Genomic DNA, 19,132 nt, shown 5'->3' on the forward strand with positions numbered 1-19,132 from the left:
CCGGTCAGAACGCGGCTTCGTCGAGATCCATGACGCTGATGTCGACATCGGAGATCACCGACCATTCCGCGCTGAGGTGCGGCAGGACCGTCTTGGCGAAGAACGACGCGACGGCGACCTTGCCTTGGTAGAAGGCGCGGTCCTGGTCGCCGGGATCGGCATCCAATGCCGTGATGGCGATTTCGGCGGCGACGATCAGCCGCCAGGCGACGAGGAGGTCGCCGACGGCGAGCAGGAACCGGACGGAGTTCAGTCCGATCTTGTACAACTCGGCAGGTTGCTGCTGGGCCGCGAGCAGATGCTGGGTGAACCGGCCCGTCATGTCCTGGACATCCTCGAGCGCGGTCGCGAGCAGAACCTTCTCGGCCTTGAGCCGGCCGTTGCCCGTGGCGGAGTGCGCCGTGTCCCGGATCCGGCTCGCGAGGTGGGCCAGCGCGACGCCGCGGTCACGGGCGATCTTGCGGAAGAAGAAGTCCTGCGCCTGGATGGCGGTGGTGCCCTCGTAGAGCGAGTCGATCTTCGCGTCGCGGATGTACTGCTCGATCGGGTAGTCCTGCAGGAAGCCGGAACCGCCCAGGGTCTGCAGCGACTCGGTCAGGTACTGGTAGGCCCGCTCGGAGCCGACGCCCTTGACGATCGGCAGGAGCAGGTCGTTGACCCGCGCGGCGAGTTCCGCGTCCGCGCCCGAGATGTGCTGTGCCACCACGTCGTTCTGGTGCCCGGCGGTGTAGAGGTAGATAGCGCGAAGACCTTCGGCGTAGGCCTTCTGCATCATCAGCGACCGGCGCACGTCGGCGTGCCGGGTGATCGGTACCTTCGGCGCGGTCTTGTCGGCCATGCGGGTCAGATCGCTGCCCTGCACGCGGTTCTTCGCGTATTCGAGGGCGTTGAGGTAACCGGTGGACAAGGTGGCGATGGCCTTGGTGCCCACCATCATGCGGGCTTCCTCGATGACCTGGAACATCTGCGCGATGCCGTTGTGCACCTCGCCGACCAGCCAGCCCTTGGCCGGGATGCCGTGGCCGCCGAAGGTCAGCTCGCAGGTGGCGGAGGCTTTCAGGCCCATCTTGTGCTCGACGTTGGTGACGAAGACGCCGTTGCGCTCGCCCAGCTCACCGGTCTCGTGGTCGAAGTGGAACTTCGGCACGAAGAACAGCGACAGGCCCTTGGTGCCCGGCCCGGCGCCCTCGGGGCGGGCCAGCACCAGGTGCATGATGTTCGGGAACAGGTCGTCGGAATCGGCGGAGGTGATGAACCGCTTGACGCCCTCGATGTGCCAGGAACCGTCTTCCTGCTCGATCGCCTTGGTGCGGCCGGCGCCCACATCGGAACCGGCGTCGGGCTCGGTCAGCACCATCGTGGCACCCCAGTTGCGCTCGGTGATGAACTGTGCCCAGCGCTGCTGCTGCTCGGTGCCGACGCCGTGCATGATGTGGGCCATCATCGGCCCCGTCAGGTACATGTAGGCCGCGGGCTGCGCCCCCAGAACGAATTCGCTGATGGCCCAGCTGACCATCGAGGGAGCGGGCACCCCGCCGACCGCCTCCGCCTTGCCGACGCGCCACCAGTCGGCGTCGTACCAGGCGCGCACCGCCTTCTTGAACGGCTCGGGCAGGCTGACGGAGTGCGTGGCCGGATCGAAAACGGGCGGGGTGCGGTCGGTTTCGGCGTACGGTTCGGCGACCGGTCCCTCGGCCAGGCGCGCCGCCTCCGCCAGCATCGATCGCACGGTGTCTCCGTCCAGATCCCCGAACGCTCCGGTCCGCAGGATGTCGTCGAGTCCGTACACCTCGAAAAGGTTGAACTCGAGGTCGCGCACGTTGCTCTTGTAATGGCTCACGGGCCAGTGCCTTTCGAGAAACGGGCCGGTGTACCGGCGAGGATTCGGCGGGCGCACGGAGAGGTGATCACCCACGGCACACTGTGCGGCACCGACAACTCGAAAGCAATCTCATGTTAATGACTGCTAAGTAAAGTCTCAGAGGAGCGGCAATATTCAATCCGCTGCTAGCGCATAATCGGCGCGCATAAGTTAATAGCCACTAAGTGGCACAAATCACTGCCGACCAACTCGGCCATGGCTACCGGCCGCTCCGATGCCCTCCCCGATGGCGACGAGAATCTCGACGAGATCGGCGCGCCGCCGGAAGCGGGGATTGCGTACGGCATCGATGACGACAGTGGTGACGGCGCGGCTGAGCACCCGTGCGCTGGGCGCGGACAGGTCCGGTCGCACGGCCTGCAGCATGCGAGCCCACTGGGCGATGCCGTCGAGGCGCACCCGTCGGTAGCGCCGCACCCCGTCGCCCGGCAGATGCCGGATCTCGCTGACGGTGATCGCCAAGAGATCGGGCTCGTCGACGCCCAGTTGGGCGAAGCTGCGCATGAGCGAGCGCATGGACTCCTCGGCGCTGCGGCCCTCGGCGATGGCCCGGGCGAGCAGCAGCCGGAGCCACTCGTCCTGGCGCCGGACGATCTGGTCCAGCAGATCCGCCTTGCTCGAGAAGTGGTGGTAGAGCGCGGGTCCGGTGACGCCGACCGCCGCACCGATGTCCTCGATGCCCACGGCGGCATAACCGCGGGCGCTGAACAGGCGCGCCGCCTCGGCGAGCATCCGCTCCGACCGCAGCGCTCGATCGAGCGCGGCGTTGCCGGTCTCCATGCGCGGTGGCCGGTGCGGCGCGTAGCCTGCCGGACACGCGGGCATCCGGGTCGTGATCACGGCCGCGACGGCGGCGTCGAGCACCTGCGCGGCGGCCGGTGCGGGCAACTCGGCGCGATGATAGGAGGGGCTGACCGCGATCGAGAGCACGCACCAGCTGAGCAGTTCGACGTCAGCGGCGCTCAGCTCCGGGCGGCGCAGGCGGATCGCGCGCCGCAGGTAGCGGGTCAGCCGCGCGACGCGGACGAGCACCGCGGTCTTGTCGGCGGCGGTCAAGTTGCGGAACTCCAGTTGCCACAGGCGCGGCAGGCCGCGCAGCTCGAGCGCGACCCGGACCAATTCGGCCAGTACCGCGCCACCGGAATCGTCGGCGCGATACGCGGCGTCGAGCCGGTGGAGCGTGTCGTCGAGCCCGACCATCAGGCACTGCCCCAAAAGTTGCTGCTTGTTGCGGAAGTGCCGATACAACGCCGTCGCCGAGATGTCGACCGCTGCCGCGATGTCGGCCATCGTCGTGCCGTAATAGCCGCCGTGCGTGAAGGCGTCGACCGCGGCGTCGAGGATCATCTCGCGCCGATGCGGTGGTCTTCGTCGTGGCTGTCCGCCGTGCGCCTGTGTGCCCATCGCGGTCAGTGTCGCGTATCGGATCGTCCTCGGTGGGGTCGGGCCGCCTCCGCGTGCGAGCCGTTCGCTGGTAGGCGCGGTGGGGATCCGGCGCGACGACCATCCGTATGACGATTTCGTCATAGTCGACGCCGCGGTTCTACTGTCGAGTAGGCTTCCCGCAGCTATCACCAGCCCGGGGATCGTTCATCGATCAGGTAAGCAGAGGGAGCCCGCCCGTGAGCGCTGACACCGCGGACGCCACAGCACTGTCCAGCATGGCGGCTCGCCTGCGCATCGCGTCGACCGTCATCCTGCGGCGCGCCCGGCGGGATCCCGAGGAACGGCGGCTGTCCGCGACGCAGTGGGCGGTTCTGGGTCGTCTGCATCGGCACGGCGCCATGGCCGCGGTCGACTTGGCGCGGCTGGAGATGCTCCGGCCGCAAACGATGCGCAACGTGGTCGACGGATTGCGTGATCAGGGCCTGATCGTCGGTGTGCGCGACTCGAACGACGGACGCCGGGTGAATCTGACCCTCACCGACGAAGGCCGCGCGTGGGTGTGCGGTCACCAGGCCTCCGCGAACGCCGCGCTCGCGCAGGTGTTGTCGGAAAGCCTGCGGACCGGTGAGTTGCACAAGGTCGGCGAGGCGCTGGATCTGCTGGAGCGCATCGCCTATGGGTGATCGCGGCGCGGCTTCATGGAGCGCAGGCTGCCTCGAAGCCGAGTCACCTTGCCCGGCAACCGCACGATGACATGGCAGCCGGTCCGCCGGGAGACGGGGTGAGCGCCCCGGTCCACAGATCGATGATCGCCCGGCCGCACTCGTCCGCGGTGCGACCGGCCGGTGGGTCCAGGACCGCGCCGTGGATCTGTGCCTCCACCGCCTGCACGAGCAACACGGCCGTCAATGCCGGGTCGGCGCCGCCGACGTCGAGGCGGCGCAGATGGAACTCCACTTCGCCCGCGAGAACCTGTTCGAGTTGGCGCAGGCGCTCGACGCCATCGGGCGTGCGCGGCGCCTGATCGAAGAGCAGCCGGTGCATCTCCGGCTGCGCGGTATGCAACCGCGTCACCGCGTCGACCAACTGCTCGATGGTTTCGCGCAGCGGTGGCTGCTCGGCACGGAGGCGTTCGGCCGCAACGAGGAGCGTCAGCGAGGCCTCGCGGAGGTGACGTTCGGCGAGCGAGTACAGCAGCGCGTCCTTGTTCGGGACGTAGTGGTAGAGGGTTCCGATGGAGACGCCGGCGAGCTCGGCGATCTTGTTCGTCGTGGTGGCCGCGTATCCATGCTGCTGGAAAAGTCGAGCAGCGGCGTCGAGGATCGCTTCGAAAGTGAACTCCGAGCGCTGCTGGCGCGGGGTTTTCCGGGGTGTCGACATGGGGTCCTGAAATCGAGTTGGCAAAACCGAGGATTGCTCGAATTATTGTGGCATGCACACCTCCTACCTCGCATTTCTTCCTGCCGACCTGCGCGCGGACCCGGAGCTACGGCCGCAGTCGGCCGCCTGGTCGTGGCGCGGGCACCGGGTGCACGTCGAACGTGTCCGCCGACCGGAGGCGGAGGTGCAAATGATCTTGATCCACGGCGCCGGTGGGCATGCCGCGGCCATGTGGCCGTTCGCGGCGCTGGCGGCGGCGCGGGGTTTCGACGTTCAGGTGCCCGACCTGCCCGGCTACGGCCACACCGGGGTCCCGTCGCCTCGCGGGATCCGGTACTCGGACTGGGTGGACTGCGTCGCCGATCTGGTCCGGGCGGCGAAGTCGGCCGACCCGAGGCCGCTGGTGCTGGTCGGCGCGAGTATGGGCGGCATGCTGGCGTACGCCGCGGCGGCGCGCACCGGCATGGCCGACGCGCTGGCGGCCACTTGTCTGCTGGACCCGCGGCTGCCGCCGGTTCGGGCAGCCATCGCCCGGCACCGGTGGCTGGGCCGGTACGGAATTCGGCTGCTGATTCCCGTTCTCGACGGTCTGCGGGTTCCGGTGCGGTTGCTCGCCAACATGTCCGCGATGTCCAGCGACCCCGGGTTGACCCGTGTCGTCGCGACCGATCCCCACGGCGGCGGCTCCCGGATACCGCTGGGATTCCTGCGCACCTATCTGCGGTCCGCTCCCGATGTCGAACCGGAGGAATTCACCGCCTGCCCCGTGTGGCTGGTGCACCCTGGGGCCGATCGTTGGACTCCGCTGTCGCTGAGCCAGGCGTTCTTCGATCGGATCGCCGCGCCCAAGCGTCTGATCGTGCTGGACGCGGCGGCGCACTATCCCGTGGAGAGGCCGGGCATCTACCAACTGGCCGACGCGTTCACCGAGATTCGCGACCAGTTGGTCGCCGGCCCGTCGGCCGATCGATGAATCGCTCGGTTGTGGTCACCTCGAGCGCTCGCGATGCCGTCCGGATCCGCACCGATGCGGTAGGTAAGGTCTGAAGCGTCGTGGAACGGACTCCACGATGCAGCCGCCGAAGTCCTTCGCGCGGACGCGCCGCCCTGTCGAACGAAGAGAGCTGATTGATGCCGACCTCCACAGCGCGTGCACAGATCGGGGTCACCGGTCTGGCGGTCATGGGTAGCAACATCGCACGGAACTTCGCCAGGAACGGCTATACCGTTGCGCTGCACAACCGTACCGTCGCCAAGACCGACGCACTGCTCGAGGCCCACGGCGACGACGGCGACTTCGTGCGCACCGAGACCGTCGAGGAGTTCGTCGCCGCGCTCGAGAAGCCGCGCCGCGTGCTGATCATGGTGAAGGCGGGCGCGGCCACCGACGCGGTGATCGAGGAACTGGCGGACGCGATGGAGCCGGGCGACATCATCATCGACGGCGGAAATGCCCTCTACACCGATACCATCCGGCGCGAGGCCGCGATGCGTGAGCGCGGGCTGAACTTCGTCGGAGCGGGCATCTCCGGTGGAGAGGAGGGCGCTCTCAACGGCCCCGCGATCATGCCGGGCGGTCCCAAGGAGTCCTACGACTCGCTGGGGCCGCTGCTGGAGTCGATCGCCGCCAAGGTCGACGGAACGCCTTGCTGCACCCATATCGGTCCCGACGGTTCCGGACATTTCGTCAAGATGGTGCACAACGGCATCGAGTACGCCGACATGCAGTTGATCGGGGAGGCCTACCACCTGTTCCGCGACGCGCTCGGTTTCGATGCCAAGCAGATCGCCGACGTGTTCACCCAGTGGAACTCCGGCGACCTGGAGAGCTACCTCGTCGAGATCACCGCCGAGGTGCTGAATCAGGTCGACGCCAAGACGGGCAAGCCGCTCGTCGACGTGATCGTCGACGCGGCGGAACAGAAGGGCACCGGGCGCTGGACGGTGAAGTCCGCGCTCGATCTCGGTGTGCCGGTCACCGGCATCGCCGAAGCGGTGTTCGCGCGGGCGCTGTCCGGTTCCCGCGAGCAGCGCAAAGCCGCGCGCGGCTTGGCCTCGGGCCGGCTGGCCGACAAGCCCACCGACGTGGAGCAGTTCACCGAGGACATCCGGCAGGCGCTCTACGCCTCCAAGGTGGTCGCCTACGCGCAGGGCTTCGACCAGATCGCGGCGGGCAGTGCCGAATACGACTGGGACCTGCGCCCCGGCGATCTCGCGACGATCTGGCGTGGCGGCTGCATCATCCGCGCCCGATTCCTCAACCGGATCAAGGAAGCCTACGACGAGAACCCCGCGCTGCCGAGCTTGATCCTGGCGCCGTACTTCCGCGAGGCGATCGAGACGGCCATCGACAGCTGGCGCCGGGTCGTGGCCACCGCGACCCTGCTGGGCATCCCGGTGCCCGCGTTCGCCTCGTCCCTGTCCTACTACGACGCCCTGCGCGCCGAGCGTCTTCCGGCCGCGCTCACCCAGGGGCAGCGGGACTTCTTCGGCGCGCACACCTACGAGCGCGTGGACGCCGATGGGAAGTTCCACACGCTCTGGAGCGGTGACCGCAGCGAGGTCCGCGCCGACTAGCCGGGCGCAAGCGCAGTGCGGGGTTCGTTCCCGCACTGCGCATCCGGTTCCGGTCAGTCGCGTATTCCGGCAGCTCGCTCCCACGCCGCCCGGCGCAGCAGGCGCAGTCCGTTGAGCCCGACGATCACGGTGGAACCCTCGTGCCCGGCGACGCCGAGCGGAAGCGGTAGCGTTCCGGCGAGATCCCAGACGGCCAGCACGCCGATGAAGGTGGCGGCGATGGCGAGGTTCGCCAGCACTACCCGCCGCGCCTGCCGCGACAGCGCGATCACCGCCGGGATAGCGGTCAGATCGTCGCGCACGACGACGGCGTCGGCGGTCTGCAAGGTCAGGTCGGAGCCGGCGCCCCCCATGGCGATGCCGACCTCAGCCGTGGCGAGGGCCGGGGCGTCGTTGATGCCGTCGCCGACCACGGTCACTTTCCGTCCGTCCTTCTGCAGTTCCCGCACGGCGGTCACCTTGTCGTCGGGCAGGAGTTCGGCCCGCACATCGGTGATGCCCAACTCGGCGGCGAGCCGGTCGGCGGCGGCGCGGTTGTCGCCGGTCAGCAGCACCGGCGCGGTGCCGGTCACCGCGCTGCTCGCGCGCACGGCGGCCTCCGCTTCGGGGCGGAGCCGGTCGGTCAGGGCCAGCACTCCGATCGGCCGATGCTCACAGGTGACGACCACGGCGGTGTAGCCGTCGGCGTGGAATGCGTCGACGGCGGTGTGCGGGGAGTGGCTTTGATCAGCGGGACGCGACGCCGTGGGGGAGACGACACCGACGAGGCGATCGCCCACGCGAGCGGTCACGCCGCGACCGGGGTATGCCGTGAACTCGGTGGCCTCGGACAGTCGCAGATCCCGGCGCCGGGCCGCGCGCACGATCGCCGCCGCCAGCGGGTGTTCACTCGGGCGCTCGGCCGACGCGGCGAGCGCGAGCAACTCGTCGTCGGTGAATCGTTCGTCGAGGCGGCGTATTTCGGCGAGCTCGGGGATGCCGCGGGTCAGGGTGCCGGTCTTGTCGAAGGCGATGTGTGTGGTGGCGCCGAGCTTCTCCATGACGACCGCGGATTTGACCAGGACGCCGTGGCGACCGGCATTGGCGATCGCCGCCAGCAGCGGCGGCATGGTGGCCAGCACGACCGCGCAGGGGGAGGCGACGATCATGAATGTCATCGCGCGCAAGAGCGCTTGCCGCACGGTGTCGCCGAACAGCAGGGGAACGATGAAGACCGCGAGGGTGACCGCGACCATGCCTATCGAGTAGCGCTGTTCTATCTTCTCGATGAAAAGCTGGGTGCGCGCCTTGGTTTGGGCCGCCTGCTCGACCAGGGCCGCGATCCGGGCGACCACGGAGTCCTCTGCACGGCGCTCGACGCGGACTCGCAGCGCGCCGGTGCCGTTGAGTGTGCCCGCGAACACCTCGTCGCCCGCGGTCTTGTCGACCGGCAGAGGTTCACCGGTGATGGTGGCTTGATCGACCTCGCTGCCGCCGGAGAGCACCGTCGAGTCCGCGGCGATCCGCTCACCGGGGCGCACCACCACGACATCCCCGACGCGCAGGTCCGCGGCGTGCACCGTCTCCTCGGCGCCGTCGGCGGCGACCCGGGTCGCGGTGTCCGGCGTGAGGTCGAGCAATCCGCGTACCGAGTCCTCGGTTCTGGCGGTGGCCAGCGCTTCGAGGGCGCCGGAAGTCGCGAAGATGACGATCAGCAACGCGCCGTCGGTGATCTGGCCGATGGCGGCCGCGCCGATCGCCGCCGCGACCATGAGCAGGTCGACATCGAGCGTCTTGTCCCGCAACGCCTGTAAGCCGGCCCATCCCGGTTCCCATCCGCCCGCGGCGTAGCAGGCGAGGTAGAGGCCCCACCACAGCCATTGCGGACCATCGGCCAGCTGCATCGCGAGACCGGCGAGGAAGAACGCCACCGCCAGGGCGGCCCACCGTACTTCCGGCAGGGCGAACAGCCGAGTCCGGCGCGTGAGCACGCGATCGGACGGCGGAGTCGGACGGGTCGGCGCGAGTGTCGGCGCGGCCACGGGTCACCTCCAGGAGAGCAGTCGAACGATCGCGCCGACCATATCAGAAAACATGAACATGTCTTCATTTGTTCTTGGAGTATGCTTCTCAGTCATGGGACACGGCGTGGAGGGCAGGGATCGCCCTGCCGCGCGCCTGGACCCCGAATCGGCCGGCCATGTGGCGACCACGTTGCAGGCACTGGCCACGCCGAGCCGGTTGATGATCCTCACCGAACTGCGTCAGGGCCCGCTGCCGGTGAGCGCGCTCGCCGACGCCATCGGGATGGAACAGTCCGCCGTCTCCCATCAGCTGCGGCTGCTGCGCAATCTCGGGCTGGTCACGGGCACTCGCACCGGCCGCAGCATCGTCTACAGCCTCTACGACAACCACGTCGCTCAACTGCTGGACGAGGCGATCTACCACAGCGAGCATCTGCGGCTAGGGCTGGCCGACCGCCCCGAGACCGCAGGCCGACTGTCGGAAATCGATCGGTAAATCCACCGCTTGACCTGGAGCGCACTCCAGCACTTAGTGTGCGGTCGTACAGGATTGTCCACCGGAAGGGATCGGTTCATGGAACTCGGTTTTCACGTCCCCATCTTCGACATCGACGGCGGTACGACCGCCATCGCCGGTGAGCTGGCGCGAGTGGGCGCGGCCGCCGAGGCGTCCGGAGCGACCTGGTTGTCGTTCATGGACCACTACTTCCAGATCGAGCCGACCGGGCTGCCCGCGGAGGCGAACATGCTGGAGGGTTACACCACCCTCGGGTACTTGGCCGCGCACACCTCGCGCGTCGACCTCGGCCTGCTCGTCACCGGCGTGACCTATCGCCACCCCGGCCTGCTCGCCAAGATCGTCACCACTCTCGACGTGCTGTCGGGTGGCCGGGCCGTGCTCGGGATCGGCGCCGCGTGGTTCGAACGCGAACACCACGGGCTGGGCGTGCCGTACCCGTCGACCGCCGAGCGGTTCGAGCGGCTGGAGGAGGCGTTGCGCATCTGCCGTCAGATGTGGGACCCGCAGGACAACGGGCCGTTCGAGGGGAAGCACTACCAACTGGCCGAGACGCTGTGCTCGCCGCAGCCCATCAATCGGCCCAAAGTGCTCATCGGCGGCGGGGGAGAGCGCAAGACGCTGCGGTTGGTCGCGCAATACGGCGACGCCTGCAACTTGTTCGGCTCCTCGCCCGCGGACGTCGAGCACAAGCTCGAGGTGCTGCGCCGGCATTGCGACGACGTCGGCCGGAATTACGACGATATTCGCAAAACGATCATCGCCAACAATCCGCGGCCGAACCCGGATAACCGGGACGAATTCGTCCGGCAGATGGCGGACTACGCGAAACTCGGCATCGAAACCGCCATCGTCACGCCGACTACCGGCTCCCCGGCGGCGTGGATCGATGGCATGTCGCCCGCCGTCCAGCAGTTGGCCGAACTCGGCTGACGCAACGCAGTCCGCCATCGAGGCCGGCGCGGCGGAGGTATCGCGGTATGGGCCCGGATCGCTTCACCGGATGCCGGGCCCGGTCGGCGATTTCGCGGAAACGACCTCTGCGGAAGCCGGAGCGGCGCTCTGTCAGAGTTTGTAACCGATCTGGCGCAGCAGCTGTTTACGGGCGGCCTGGTCGTCGGCGGTCTCCACGCCGAGCGGCGCCGAACCGTCGATCACTCCGACGATTCCTCTGCCGAGTTCCGTTTCGGCGATCAGTACCTCCACGGGATTGGCTGTGGCGCAGAATATTCCGCAGACTTCCGGAACCTGCTGGATCGCGTTGAGCACGTTGACGGGGTAGCCTTCCCGCAGAAAGACGATGAACGAGTGCCCCGCCCCGAGGGCGGCCGCGTTCTTGGTGGCGAGTTCGACGAGGGAGTCGTCGTTGCCGGAGTGGCGGACGAGGCGAGGCCCGGAGGCCTCGCAGAACGCCAGCCCGAAGCGCAGATGGGGACCGACCCCGACCAGCGCTTCGTGCAGGTCTTCCACGGTCTTGATGAAATGGGACTGTCCGATGACGACGTTGAGATCGTCCGGCTTGTCGATGCGCACGGCTGTCAGATCCACAGCGACATACTGCGCGCCGACGCTGCCGATTCATAGCATTTACGAATTAATTTTGCTCGCGTCGCGAAGGGTGGGGCTCGCCCCGCTCCCGAGGGCGCGGGCAGCGGCTCAACCGGTGCGGGAAGGCAGGTCCACGACCAGCGCTGTGGCGTTGTCTCTTCCTCCGGCCAGGAGCGCGGCGTCCACCAGCGAGTTGGCGATCACGGAAGCCGCCTCGCCCTCGGCGAGGATCGCCTTGACGGCCGCGATGCCCAGCGGCTTGTGCACTCCGTCGGTGCTCAGCAGCAGCCTGCCCGTGCTCGAGCCGGTGGCGGCATACCCGATGTGGTCCGGCCGGACGGTGCGGGCCGAGGTGGTGACCAGATGACCCATCCGCGCCGTGGGGACGCGCCCCCGGGCGCGGTAGAACTCGGCGACGGTGTGATCGGAAGTGATCTGATGCAGCACCCGGCCATTCCAGCGATACGCGCGACAGTCGCCGACCCACGCCACCTCGCAGGGGCCATCCGGATGACCGGCCGAGGGCAGCACCGCGACTACGAGCACGGCGTCGGCCGAGGGTTCCGGGACCTCCCGCAGCAGCTCGTCCTGTGCTGCCAGGATCCCCGCTCGCGCGCCGTCGCGGGCTCCGGCACGTGCCGCCGCGGCGGCCGCCGTGCGCGCCGCCCGGGCGCCGAGCAGATGGTCTCCGACACCGTCGGCGACGACGAATGCCGTCGCTCCGGTCAGCGCGTCGGTCTCGATCGCGACCGCGTCGGCGTTGATGGACCGTGACGCACGCCGACTGGCGGAAGCTCCCATGGACCCGCCCAGCCAGGATGTCTCGATCCGCGGCATGCTCGCGGTGGTACCGGTGTGCATCAAGCTGGTCTCCTCGGAGTGGGCTGGGGAGTGCTGCCGACCAGCACACGTCAAGGACACCGCATCAGTATTTGGGCTTGGCGAGAGCCGGTTGTGGGAACGCTGAGAATTCGCTCTCGATCAGGTCACGGCCGGTGTCGACCGTCCTCTCGTGGAGCCTCGGCTTCCTTCGCGTCTGGTCGACAGCGAAGGGCCGGTGTCGTGGAGCGGAGTGCTGTGCGCGGTGGCCGCGGGTGCCGGACTGCTCCTGCTCGGCGAGGACATGCGGGCGACGCAGTGGCTCGGAATCGGTTTGGTGATCCTGGCGTGCGCCGGATCGGCGCGTGGCTCGCGGAACGACGGCGCTGTGGGAGGTGCCGAAATGGCGGTGTCCAGCGCGGTAGACAAAGTCACCCAGTTTTTCCGATGTCGCTATGGCGCACTTGTTTCCGTCGCCACTGCCGACAGGCATCATGACTAGGCAGAACGCATTCCGGCCATAGCGATTTCGGTAGACCGTGAAGTTGTCGGTGACGTAGACAACATCCGAAACTCGGTGGAATTCACCGCCTTACCGGCGGGTACGTGATCGAATGCTCTGCAACTGACATTCAGAACCCGTTGTGAGGCGTCACGGGTTCGCCGAATCCGGGAGGTTGTGGCGGTGGTCGACGCAAGCGTGCCCACGCTGCGTCCGTCCGAGCTGAAGAGGTTGGCTCAGCTCGACGAACACAACGAACTCTCCGCCGACCAGGTGAGAAAGAGTTCGGAGCGGCTGGGCGTGCCGGAGGAAGACCTGTGGCGGTGGCTGGCGGACCGCCGCGGCGCGTCCGCGGCCACCGACCGCGTGGCTGACCCCGCTCCGGTCACGACGGGCGTCGACGACCCTGATCCGGTCGCCACGGGCGATGCCCCCGAGCCGGCCACCACGCGTATCGATGCCCCCGATCCGCCGACCACGCGTATCGGTGCTCCCGAGCCGGCCACCACCCGCATCGGTGTTCCTGACCCGGCCACTACGCGGATCGGTGTCCCCGAGCCGCGGACCACGCGCATCAATGTGCCGGAGCCGCCGACCAAGTACGTCGGGTACGGCCAGGTCAACCAGCGGCCGTCCCGCATCATCACGCTCGCCGACGCGGCGGGCGACGGACTGTTGCCGCAGATCTCCGACGGTGACGTCACCAATTTCCGGGCCGACGCCTACCGGAGCCTGCCACCGGAGGAGTTCGCCCGCATCGACGCCGTCTACACCGACGGGATCCAGACGGCCTGCCGGTGGCTCGCCGAACATACCGGACGGCCGTGCAGACACGACCTGAACCAGAACGGCGTCGGAAGCTGGCTGGGTCCTCGCGGGGCGGGCTTGGCCGAATACATGCTCTCGGTGCTGCAACCTCGCCTTTCCGCGCCGGATCGCTTCCCGCAGAGTCGAAGCGCCGGTTTGGTGGACGAGTGGAACGACATCCTGAGCCTGTACCGGTTCCTCGGCAGTCTGGTCGCCGACAGCCCGGGCCGCGGGCACACCATCACGCGCCTGCGTGGCGCGCAGGCCGCGTTCCTGCTGCACGGTCTGCGGTTGGACCTGCCGCCGGACCTGGCCTACTCGGTCGGGCCGGGGCTGACGACGGTCCCGACCGATGACGACCTCATCGCCCGAATTCGTGCCCGCACATCCGATCCGGTGGACGCGGCGGCGCTGGCCACCGCGTTGTTCACCGGCGCCACCGCGATGGAACTCAACGCGATCCCCACGGTCGCGCTCGCCGCCGACGCACTGATCTTCAACGGTCCGATCGGCTACACCCACGCGCCCGACCTGTACGTGTGGGTGATTCCGCCCGCGGCGCGTCCGCTGCTCTACGACGCCCGCGTCCAGCAGGAAGCACGCCCCGCGTCCAATGGCAAACTTTTCGCCGGAGCCATCGGCGGCGCGGGTTTCCGCCTCCGCAGGCTCGCCGCGGCGTGCGAGGTGACCCTGCCGGACCTGTACCACTGGCACCACAGCTGGATCCGCCAGGCCGGACTCCTGCGGGGGTCCGAACAACCGACACCGGCCCGCAATACCGATCTGCTCTTCGGGCTGAAACTCGCGCCCCGGCCGCGCCGCCGCCGCGCACGCTGACGCAGGCGGCGTCGCGGAGGTCACCCGGCGTCGTCGAGAAGACGCCTGGGCGCGGCCTGCCGCCAGGAGTCGAGCACGATGGCTTCCAGTTCGTCCTGGTCGTCGAGGGCGGTCAGACGCGCGCGAACCCAGGCGTTGTTGGCTTCGTGGGCGGCGATCCAGAATTTGCCCGGTTCGGCGACAACGAGTTCGTCTCGGTCGGCGACGGGGCAGCGGACCGCCATCGAGGTCTCCGCCTCCGGAAGCGTGAGAAACAGTTTGCCCGCGACGCGGAAGATCGGCATCCCCCAAGCGAACTGTTCGGATGTCTCCGGCAGCGACAGCGCGAAGGCCCGGACATCGTCCCCGGTGAAACTCATGCACCGAATCCTTCCAGGCCGCAAGGAAACCTCCGTGCGCGGTCGATCCATAGGGCGCTGTGCCGACGTCACCACTGCTCGATCCCGGAACGTTCGTCGAGATCGGCGCACTCGCACGCCAGGAGCCCCGGACGCGAAGTGCAAGCAGCTCGGCGCGCCGATATCAGCCTGGCCTGGTCCACCGCCCACATCGCCGTGATCGGCGCGGAGAGCGCGGTCGACATCGCCGGGCGACGCCAGCTGATGCAGGTTCCCGAAGACCAGCGCGCGGCGGCGCGGGAGTTCATGATCGACCAGTACAACGCCACGGTCGCCACGCCGTGGATCGCGGCGGAACGCGGCGGAACGCGGCTACATCGACGCCGTCATCGAGCCTTCGCGCACGCGGCTGGAGATTCGGCATGCGCTCCAGCTCCTGCGGGACAAGGAAGCGGCCGCCGAACACAACCGCGCAAGCACAGCGTGTACCCGATGTAGCGACGGGTTTTCCCGCTCCCGGGGTGGGTATGCGGCCGGGTGGGACGAAGGTCCGCGGTCGGAGGAGTTGCGGGCATGGACTGGTTCACCGCATCCGAATACTGGCTCAGCAGGCAAGTGCTGACCCGCGGTGTCGCGGCCGTCTATCTGATCGCCTTCGTGGTCGCCGCCCGGCAATTCCGGGCGCTGATCGGGGAGCACGGCATGCTGCCGGTGCCGCGGTGGCTGGAACGGCGGTCGTTCCGGCGGACGCCGAGCATTTTCCATATCCACTATTCCGATCGCTTCTTCGCCGCCGTCTGCTGGTTCGGTGCGGCGCTGTCCGCGGCGATGGTCGCCGGCGCGGCCGACGCGGTGCCGCTGTGGGCGGCGATGCTGCTGTGGGCGACGTTGTGGGCGCTCTACCTGTCGATCGTGAACGTGGGACAGGAGTGGTACGCCTTCGGCTGGGAGTCACTGCTGCTGGAATGCGGCTTCCTGGTGATCTTCCTGGGCAACGACCACACGGCGCCGCCGGTGCTGGTGCTGTGGCTGTCCCGCTGGTTGCTGTTCCGGGTGGAGTTCGGCGCCGGGCTGATCAAAATGCGCGGTGACCGGTGCTGGCGCGATCTGACCTGCCTGTACTACCACCACGAGACCCAGCCGATGCCCGGACCGCTGAGCTGGTTCTTCCACCACCTGCCCAAGCCGCTGCACCGCGCCGAGGTGCTGGGCAACCATTTCGCGCAGCTCGTCGTGCCCTTCGGGCTGTTCGCCCCGCAACCGGTGGCGAGCATCGCCGCTGCCGTCATCGTGATCACCCAGCTGTGGCTGGTGCTGTCGGGCAATTTCGCCTGGCTGAACTGGATCACGATCGTCCTCGCGTGCGGCGCCGTCAGCGGGCCCGCGGCCGCGGCGGTGCTACCGGTGCCCGCCCCGCCCGCGCTGCCGGGGCCGCCGCCGTGGTTCACGGCCCTGGTCGTCGCGTTCACCGCGCAGGTGGTCTTCCTGAGCTACCGGCCCGCCCGCAACCTGGTCTCCAGTCACCAGGCGATGAACCGATCGTTCGACCCGTACCACCTGGTCAACACCTACGGAGCGTTCGGCAGCATCGGCCGCACCCGCTACGAAGTAGTCGTCGAAGGCACCGACGAGCCGACCGTCACCGACCGGACGCAGTGGAAGGAATACGAGTTCAAAGGCAAGCCCGGCGATCCGCGCCGGCTTCCCCGTCAATGGGCTCCCTACCATCTGCGCCTGGATTGGCTCATGTGGTTCGCAGCGGCCTCGCCGGGGTATGCGGAGTCGTGGCTGGGCCCGTTCCTGGCACGGCTGCTGCAAAACGACCGGGCCACGCTGCGGCTGCTACGACACAATCCGTTTCCCGATGCCGCGCCGCGTTTCATCCGGGCACAGCTGTATCTATACCGCTTCACGACACCGCGCGAGTTGGCCGACACCAAGGCGTGGTGGCACCGCACGCTCGTGAGCCGCTACGTTCCGCCTCTTTCGTTGGACGATTTTCGCTACCGCAGCCGCTCCGGCAGGCGATGACATCTCGAGAAGCCCTGATCGGCAACGTATCGCGCTCGCGGGCAGGCCGGTTGGGTGGGATTCGCCACAGTGATGTGGCGACGATCGACGGCTCGAGCGGGTATGCGCTGAATGACGCAACCGACCGAAGGAGGATGTCATGTCCGTTTCGGCCTCGCGCTCGCAGTATCGCGCCGCCCGACGCAACCACAGCGGTTGTTCCGGCTCCGAAGGGCCCATCGAATGGACCGTCGCGGCATGGGTCTTGATCGTGACCGTGCTGAGCATCGCACTGGCACTGCTGTAGGAACACCGCCTTGGCCGGGTGACGGCTCGGCAGCAAACGACCGCGGCTGAACGCCGCTGCGCCGAAGCCGGCACCGAAGCACCACGCACCCGTACACAAGCCGAGCCGCATTGCTCGGAGATCTCATCGCGCTGCCCGGACGGCGAGAGTCCGCGGCAGCGCCAGAGACCGGGTGGATGAGGAGAAGGAGTTCGCTCTGTTGGAGGAAGTACTACGGCCGCTCATCGTCGTGTTCGGCACGGTGGCGCTCACCGTGACGGCGGGTCTGCTGATCGATCGATTATTACGTTTCTCTGCTCGCAGACGTCCGGGCAACCAACTCCCCACACTGTTGCGCCGGGTCCAATTGCCCCTGCAAGTCCTGCTGGGCGCGTTGGCGTTGCATGCCACCTATCCGCTGGCGCACCTGGATCTGCGCCAGGACGCGATGATCCGCACCGTGCTGGCCACGGCGGCGATCATGTCGGCGGCATGGGTGGTCATCCGCGCCGCCGACGCGGTCGCGGAGAATACGTTGCGTTCCTATGCTCGGCGCACCCAGGACATCACGCGAGTGCGGCAATTGCGTACCCAGCTCGGCCTGGTACGCCGGATCATCACCTCGGTCCTGGTGGTGACGACCGCTGCCGTGGTCATCCTGCTGCTCGTTCCGAGTCTGCGCACGCTGGGCACCTCCCTGCTGGCCTCGGCGGGCGTGATCGGCATCATCGCCGGTGTCGCGGCGCAGTCGACCTTGAGCAACCTGATCGCCGGTTTGCAGATCGCGTTCGGCGACTCGGTGAAGATCGGGGACACCGTCGTGGTGGAGGGGGAGTGGGGCATCGTCGAAGAGATCACCCTCGCCTTCCTCACCGTGCGGATCTGGGACGACCGGAGGCTGACCATGCCGGTCTCCTACTTCAACAACAAGCCGTATGAGAACTGGTCGCGCGGTGGCCCTCAGATCACCGGCACCGTCTACCTTTACCTCGATCACAGCACGCCGGTGCCGCTGCTGCGCGAGCATTTGCAGGAGTACCTGCGCACGCGCGCGGACTGGGACGGTCGCGACTGGGGTCTGCAAGTCACCGACAGCACGCCGACAAACATCGTGGTGCGCGCGACGATGTCGGCCGCCAATGCCGACGACGTGTGGAACCTGCGCTGCGCGGTCCGAGAGGAGATGCTCGACTGGCTCGGCCGCAACCATCCGCACGCCCTGCCGAAGATCTCCACCGCGATCACCGACTCCGCCATCGGCGACCACCGCTTGGCGCTGGCGGGCGATCGCGGCGACTGACCGGCGGCGCAGGCGGCCGGGGCGGCGCTGCCTTCGACAGCGGTTGTGGCCGGTTCGGGAGGTGCGAGGGCAGCTCGCCTCGCCGCCGGACGGCTACGATCGCCGCTGCTGGAAGCATTCCGGGATTCGAAGTGGGGCGACCATGCCGGATGCGCCGGGTGACCTGTTCGCAGGCACCGTGCTCGGCATCGGCCCCGGCGGATGCTTCGTCGAACCGGTCACCCTCGGAGTGCTGACCGCTACCCGGCACTAGGGGCCCGGTGCGGCCCGGCGATCCGCGTCGCCCCTGGAAGAGGAGCGTGCCGACGGCGGTCATTCTTTCGGAACGGCATGCAGAGTCACCCGGCTCAAACGACCCGACTCGATCCGCGCCGTGAGATAGGTGTGCTCCGGCTGTCGGCGTCGATCTGTCGGCGAGCCGGGATTGAGCAGGCGCAATCCGCTGTCGGTGACGCTGTCCCAAGGGATGTGACTGTGCCCGAAGACGAGCAGATCGGTGTCCGGGAAATCTCGGGCGCAGCGCTGCTCCCGCCCCTTTGCGGGCCCGGTCTCGTGCACCACCGCCAGCCTGAGCCCGTCGAGTTCGGCATGGGCCACCTCGGGCAGCCGGGCCCGTAGTTCTGGACCGTCGTTGTTGCCGTAGACGCCGATGAGGCGCGCGCTGCGCGCTTCGAGCCGGTCCAGCAGCGCGGCCTCCACCCAGTCGCCCGCGTGCACGACCACGTCGGCCTCGTCGACCTCGCGCCACAGCGGCTCCGGGAGATCACGCGCACGTTTGGGCACGTGCGTATCGGAGATGATGAGCAACCGCATGGTGACCGGTGTACCACCTCGGAGGCGACCTCGGTCGAGCTGCCGCGCCAGCGGCGGATTATCCCGCGCGACCCTAGCGCGGCGTGGCTCGATTCGAGAGTGAGATCAATCACATCGGCTCGCCGGT

At 68.2% G+C, this 19,132-nt stretch carries 17 protein-coding genes and 1 pseudogene; 10 read left to right on the forward strand and 8 right to left on the reverse strand.

Features of this window, described 5'->3' with window-relative positions; genetic code table 11:
* Positions 1 to 4: 4 nt before the first annotated feature.
* On the reverse strand, positions 5 to 1,840 hold the full coding sequence (locus QMG86_RS13885) for an acyl-CoA dehydrogenase (RefSeq protein WP_281879950.1): 1,836 nt from the start codon (positions 1,838 to 1,840) through the stop codon (positions 5 to 7).
* A gap of 216 nt (positions 1,841 to 2,056) precedes the next feature.
* Positions 2,057 to 3,286, reverse strand: coding sequence for a TetR/AcrR family transcriptional regulator (locus tag QMG86_RS13890; protein WP_281879952.1), 1,230 nt, complete (start codon positions 3,284 to 3,286; stop codon positions 2,057 to 2,059).
* Positions 3,287 to 3,504: 218 nt separating this feature from the next.
* On the opposite strand from QMG86_RS13890, the gene QMG86_RS13895 reads away from it, so the two are divergent.
* Complete coding sequence (locus tag QMG86_RS13895; protein ID WP_281879953.1) at positions 3,505 to 3,951, forward strand: MarR family winged helix-turn-helix transcriptional regulator; 447 nt, start codon at positions 3,505 to 3,507, stop codon at positions 3,949 to 3,951.
* Between the two features lie 43 nt (positions 3,952 to 3,994).
* Here QMG86_RS13895 and QMG86_RS13900 read toward each other — a convergent pair whose 3' ends face one another.
* Positions 3,995 to 4,648: a TetR/AcrR family transcriptional regulator gene (locus tag QMG86_RS13900; RefSeq protein ID WP_281879955.1), complete on the reverse strand. Its 654-nt coding sequence runs from the start codon at positions 4,646 to 4,648 to the stop codon at positions 3,995 to 3,997.
* 52 nt (positions 4,649 to 4,700) lie between these two features.
* Between QMG86_RS13900 and QMG86_RS13905 the strand changes: the two genes are divergently transcribed.
* Together QMG86_RS13905 and gnd are read left to right on the forward strand one after the other, a co-directional pair.
* Positions 4,701 to 5,621, forward strand: a complete 921-nt coding sequence (locus tag QMG86_RS13905) for an alpha/beta hydrolase (protein ID WP_281879957.1) — start codon at positions 4,701 to 4,703, stop codon at positions 5,619 to 5,621.
* Between the two features lie 158 nt (positions 5,622 to 5,779).
* On the forward strand, positions 5,780 to 7,225 hold the full coding sequence (gnd, locus tag QMG86_RS13910; protein WP_281879959.1) for an NADP-dependent phosphogluconate dehydrogenase: 1,446 nt from the start codon (positions 5,780 to 5,782) through the stop codon (positions 7,223 to 7,225).
* A gap of 53 nt (positions 7,226 to 7,278) precedes the next feature.
* On the opposite strand, the gene QMG86_RS13915 is transcribed toward gnd, so the two are convergent.
* On the reverse strand, positions 7,279 to 9,246 hold the full coding sequence (locus QMG86_RS13915) for a heavy metal translocating P-type ATPase (protein ID WP_281879960.1): 1,968 nt from the start codon (positions 9,244 to 9,246) through the stop codon (positions 7,279 to 7,281).
* Positions 9,247 to 9,340: 94 nt separating this feature from the next.
* On the opposite strand from QMG86_RS13915, the gene QMG86_RS13920 reads away from it, so the two are divergent.
* Both QMG86_RS13920 and QMG86_RS13925 read left to right on the forward strand, forming a co-directional pair.
* Positions 9,341 to 9,724 (forward strand): ArsR/SmtB family transcription factor, encoded by a 384-nt coding sequence (locus QMG86_RS13920; protein WP_281879961.1) that lies wholly within the window; start codon positions 9,341 to 9,343, stop codon positions 9,722 to 9,724.
* A gap of 78 nt (positions 9,725 to 9,802) precedes the next feature.
* Entirely contained in the window at positions 9,803 to 10,678 is an 876-nt protein-coding gene (locus QMG86_RS13925) for an LLM class F420-dependent oxidoreductase (protein WP_281879962.1), read from the forward strand.
* A 132-nt stretch (positions 10,679 to 10,810) separates the two neighbouring features.
* Here QMG86_RS13925 and QMG86_RS13930 read toward each other — a convergent pair whose 3' ends face one another.
* Together QMG86_RS13930 and QMG86_RS13935 are read right to left on the reverse strand one after the other, a co-directional pair.
* On the reverse strand, positions 10,811 to 11,293 hold the full coding sequence (locus QMG86_RS13930) for an adenosine-specific kinase (RefSeq protein WP_281879963.1): 483 nt from the start codon (positions 11,291 to 11,293) through the stop codon (positions 10,811 to 10,813).
* A 108-nt stretch (positions 11,294 to 11,401) separates the two neighbouring features.
* Positions 11,402 to 12,154 (reverse strand): PP2C family protein-serine/threonine phosphatase, encoded by a 753-nt coding sequence (locus QMG86_RS13935; RefSeq protein ID WP_281879965.1) that lies wholly within the window; start codon positions 12,152 to 12,154, stop codon positions 11,402 to 11,404.
* A 643-nt stretch (positions 12,155 to 12,797) separates the two neighbouring features.
* Here QMG86_RS13935 and QMG86_RS13940 point away from each other — a divergent pair.
* On the forward strand, positions 12,798 to 14,258 hold the full coding sequence (locus QMG86_RS13940; RefSeq protein WP_281879966.1) for a hypothetical protein: 1,461 nt from the start codon (positions 12,798 to 12,800) through the stop codon (positions 14,256 to 14,258).
* Between the two features lie 20 nt (positions 14,259 to 14,278).
* Here QMG86_RS13940 and QMG86_RS13945 read toward each other — a convergent pair whose 3' ends face one another.
* Entirely contained in the window at positions 14,279 to 14,617 is a 339-nt protein-coding gene (locus QMG86_RS13945) for an MmcQ/YjbR family DNA-binding protein (protein ID WP_281879967.1), read from the reverse strand.
* 156 nt (positions 14,618 to 14,773) lie between these two features.
* Here QMG86_RS13945 and QMG86_RS13950 point away from each other — a divergent pair.
* The 4 genes and pseudogenes from QMG86_RS13950 to QMG86_RS13965 form a co-directional block, all read left to right on the forward strand.
* A pseudogene (locus QMG86_RS13950) lies at positions 14,774 to 15,094 on the forward strand (carboxyl transferase domain-containing protein); the annotation flags it as partial.
* A gap of 75 nt (positions 15,095 to 15,169) precedes the next feature.
* On the forward strand, positions 15,170 to 16,627 hold the full coding sequence (locus QMG86_RS13955) for a lipase maturation factor family protein (RefSeq protein WP_281879974.1): 1,458 nt from the start codon (positions 15,170 to 15,172) through the stop codon (positions 16,625 to 16,627).
* A gap of 139 nt (positions 16,628 to 16,766) precedes the next feature.
* Complete coding sequence (locus QMG86_RS13960; RefSeq protein ID WP_281879975.1) at positions 16,767 to 16,913, forward strand: hypothetical protein; 147 nt, start codon at positions 16,767 to 16,769, stop codon at positions 16,911 to 16,913.
* Between the two features lie 199 nt (positions 16,914 to 17,112).
* Entirely contained in the window at positions 17,113 to 18,192 is a 1,080-nt protein-coding gene (locus QMG86_RS13965) for a mechanosensitive ion channel family protein (protein WP_281879977.1), read from the forward strand.
* Positions 18,193 to 18,504: 312 nt separating this feature from the next.
* On the opposite strand, the gene QMG86_RS13970 is transcribed toward QMG86_RS13965, so the two are convergent.
* Positions 18,505 to 19,005: a metallophosphoesterase family protein gene (locus tag QMG86_RS13970; RefSeq protein WP_281879979.1), complete on the reverse strand. Its 501-nt coding sequence runs from the start codon at positions 19,003 to 19,005 to the stop codon at positions 18,505 to 18,507.
* Positions 19,006 to 19,132 lie beyond the last annotated feature (127 nt).

The sequence above is a fragment of the Nocardia sputorum genome (genome assembly GCF_027924405.1).
Taxonomy (GTDB): Bacteria; Actinomycetota; Actinomycetes; order Mycobacteriales; family Mycobacteriaceae; genus Nocardia; species Nocardia sputorum.

Excerpts from the sequence above, each read along its gene's own strand:
- QMG86_RS13890 (WP_281879952.1), bottom strand. The coding sequence starts at position 3,286 with ATGGGCACACAGGCGCACGGCGGACAGCCACGACGAAGACCACCGCAT.
- QMG86_RS13900 (WP_281879955.1), bottom strand. The coding sequence starts at position 4,648 with ATGTCGACACCCCGGAAAACCCCGCGCCAGCAGCGCTCGGAGTTCACT.
- QMG86_RS13905 (WP_281879957.1), top strand. The coding sequence starts at position 4,701 with ATGCACACCTCCTACCTCGCATTTCTTCCTGCCGACCTGCGCGCGGAC.
- gnd (WP_281879959.1), top strand. The coding sequence starts at position 5,780 with ATGCCGACCTCCACAGCGCGTGCACAGATCGGGGTCACCGGTCTGGCG.
- QMG86_RS13920 (WP_281879961.1), top strand. The coding sequence starts at position 9,341 with ATGGGACACGGCGTGGAGGGCAGGGATCGCCCTGCCGCGCGCCTGGAC.
- QMG86_RS13925 (WP_281879962.1), top strand. The coding sequence starts at position 9,803 with ATGGAACTCGGTTTTCACGTCCCCATCTTCGACATCGACGGCGGTACG.
- QMG86_RS13935 (WP_281879965.1), bottom strand. The coding sequence starts at position 12,154 with ATGCACACCGGTACCACCGCGAGCATGCCGCGGATCGAGACATCCTGG.
- QMG86_RS13945 (WP_281879967.1), bottom strand. The coding sequence starts at position 14,617 with ATGAGTTTCACCGGGGACGATGTCCGGGCCTTCGCGCTGTCGCTGCCG.
- QMG86_RS13955 (WP_281879974.1), top strand. The coding sequence starts at position 15,170 with ATGGACTGGTTCACCGCATCCGAATACTGGCTCAGCAGGCAAGTGCTG.
- QMG86_RS13960 (WP_281879975.1), top strand. The coding sequence starts at position 16,767 with ATGTCCGTTTCGGCCTCGCGCTCGCAGTATCGCGCCGCCCGACGCAAC.
- QMG86_RS13970 (WP_281879979.1), bottom strand. The coding sequence starts at position 19,005 with ATGCGGTTGCTCATCATCTCCGATACGCACGTGCCCAAACGTGCGCGT.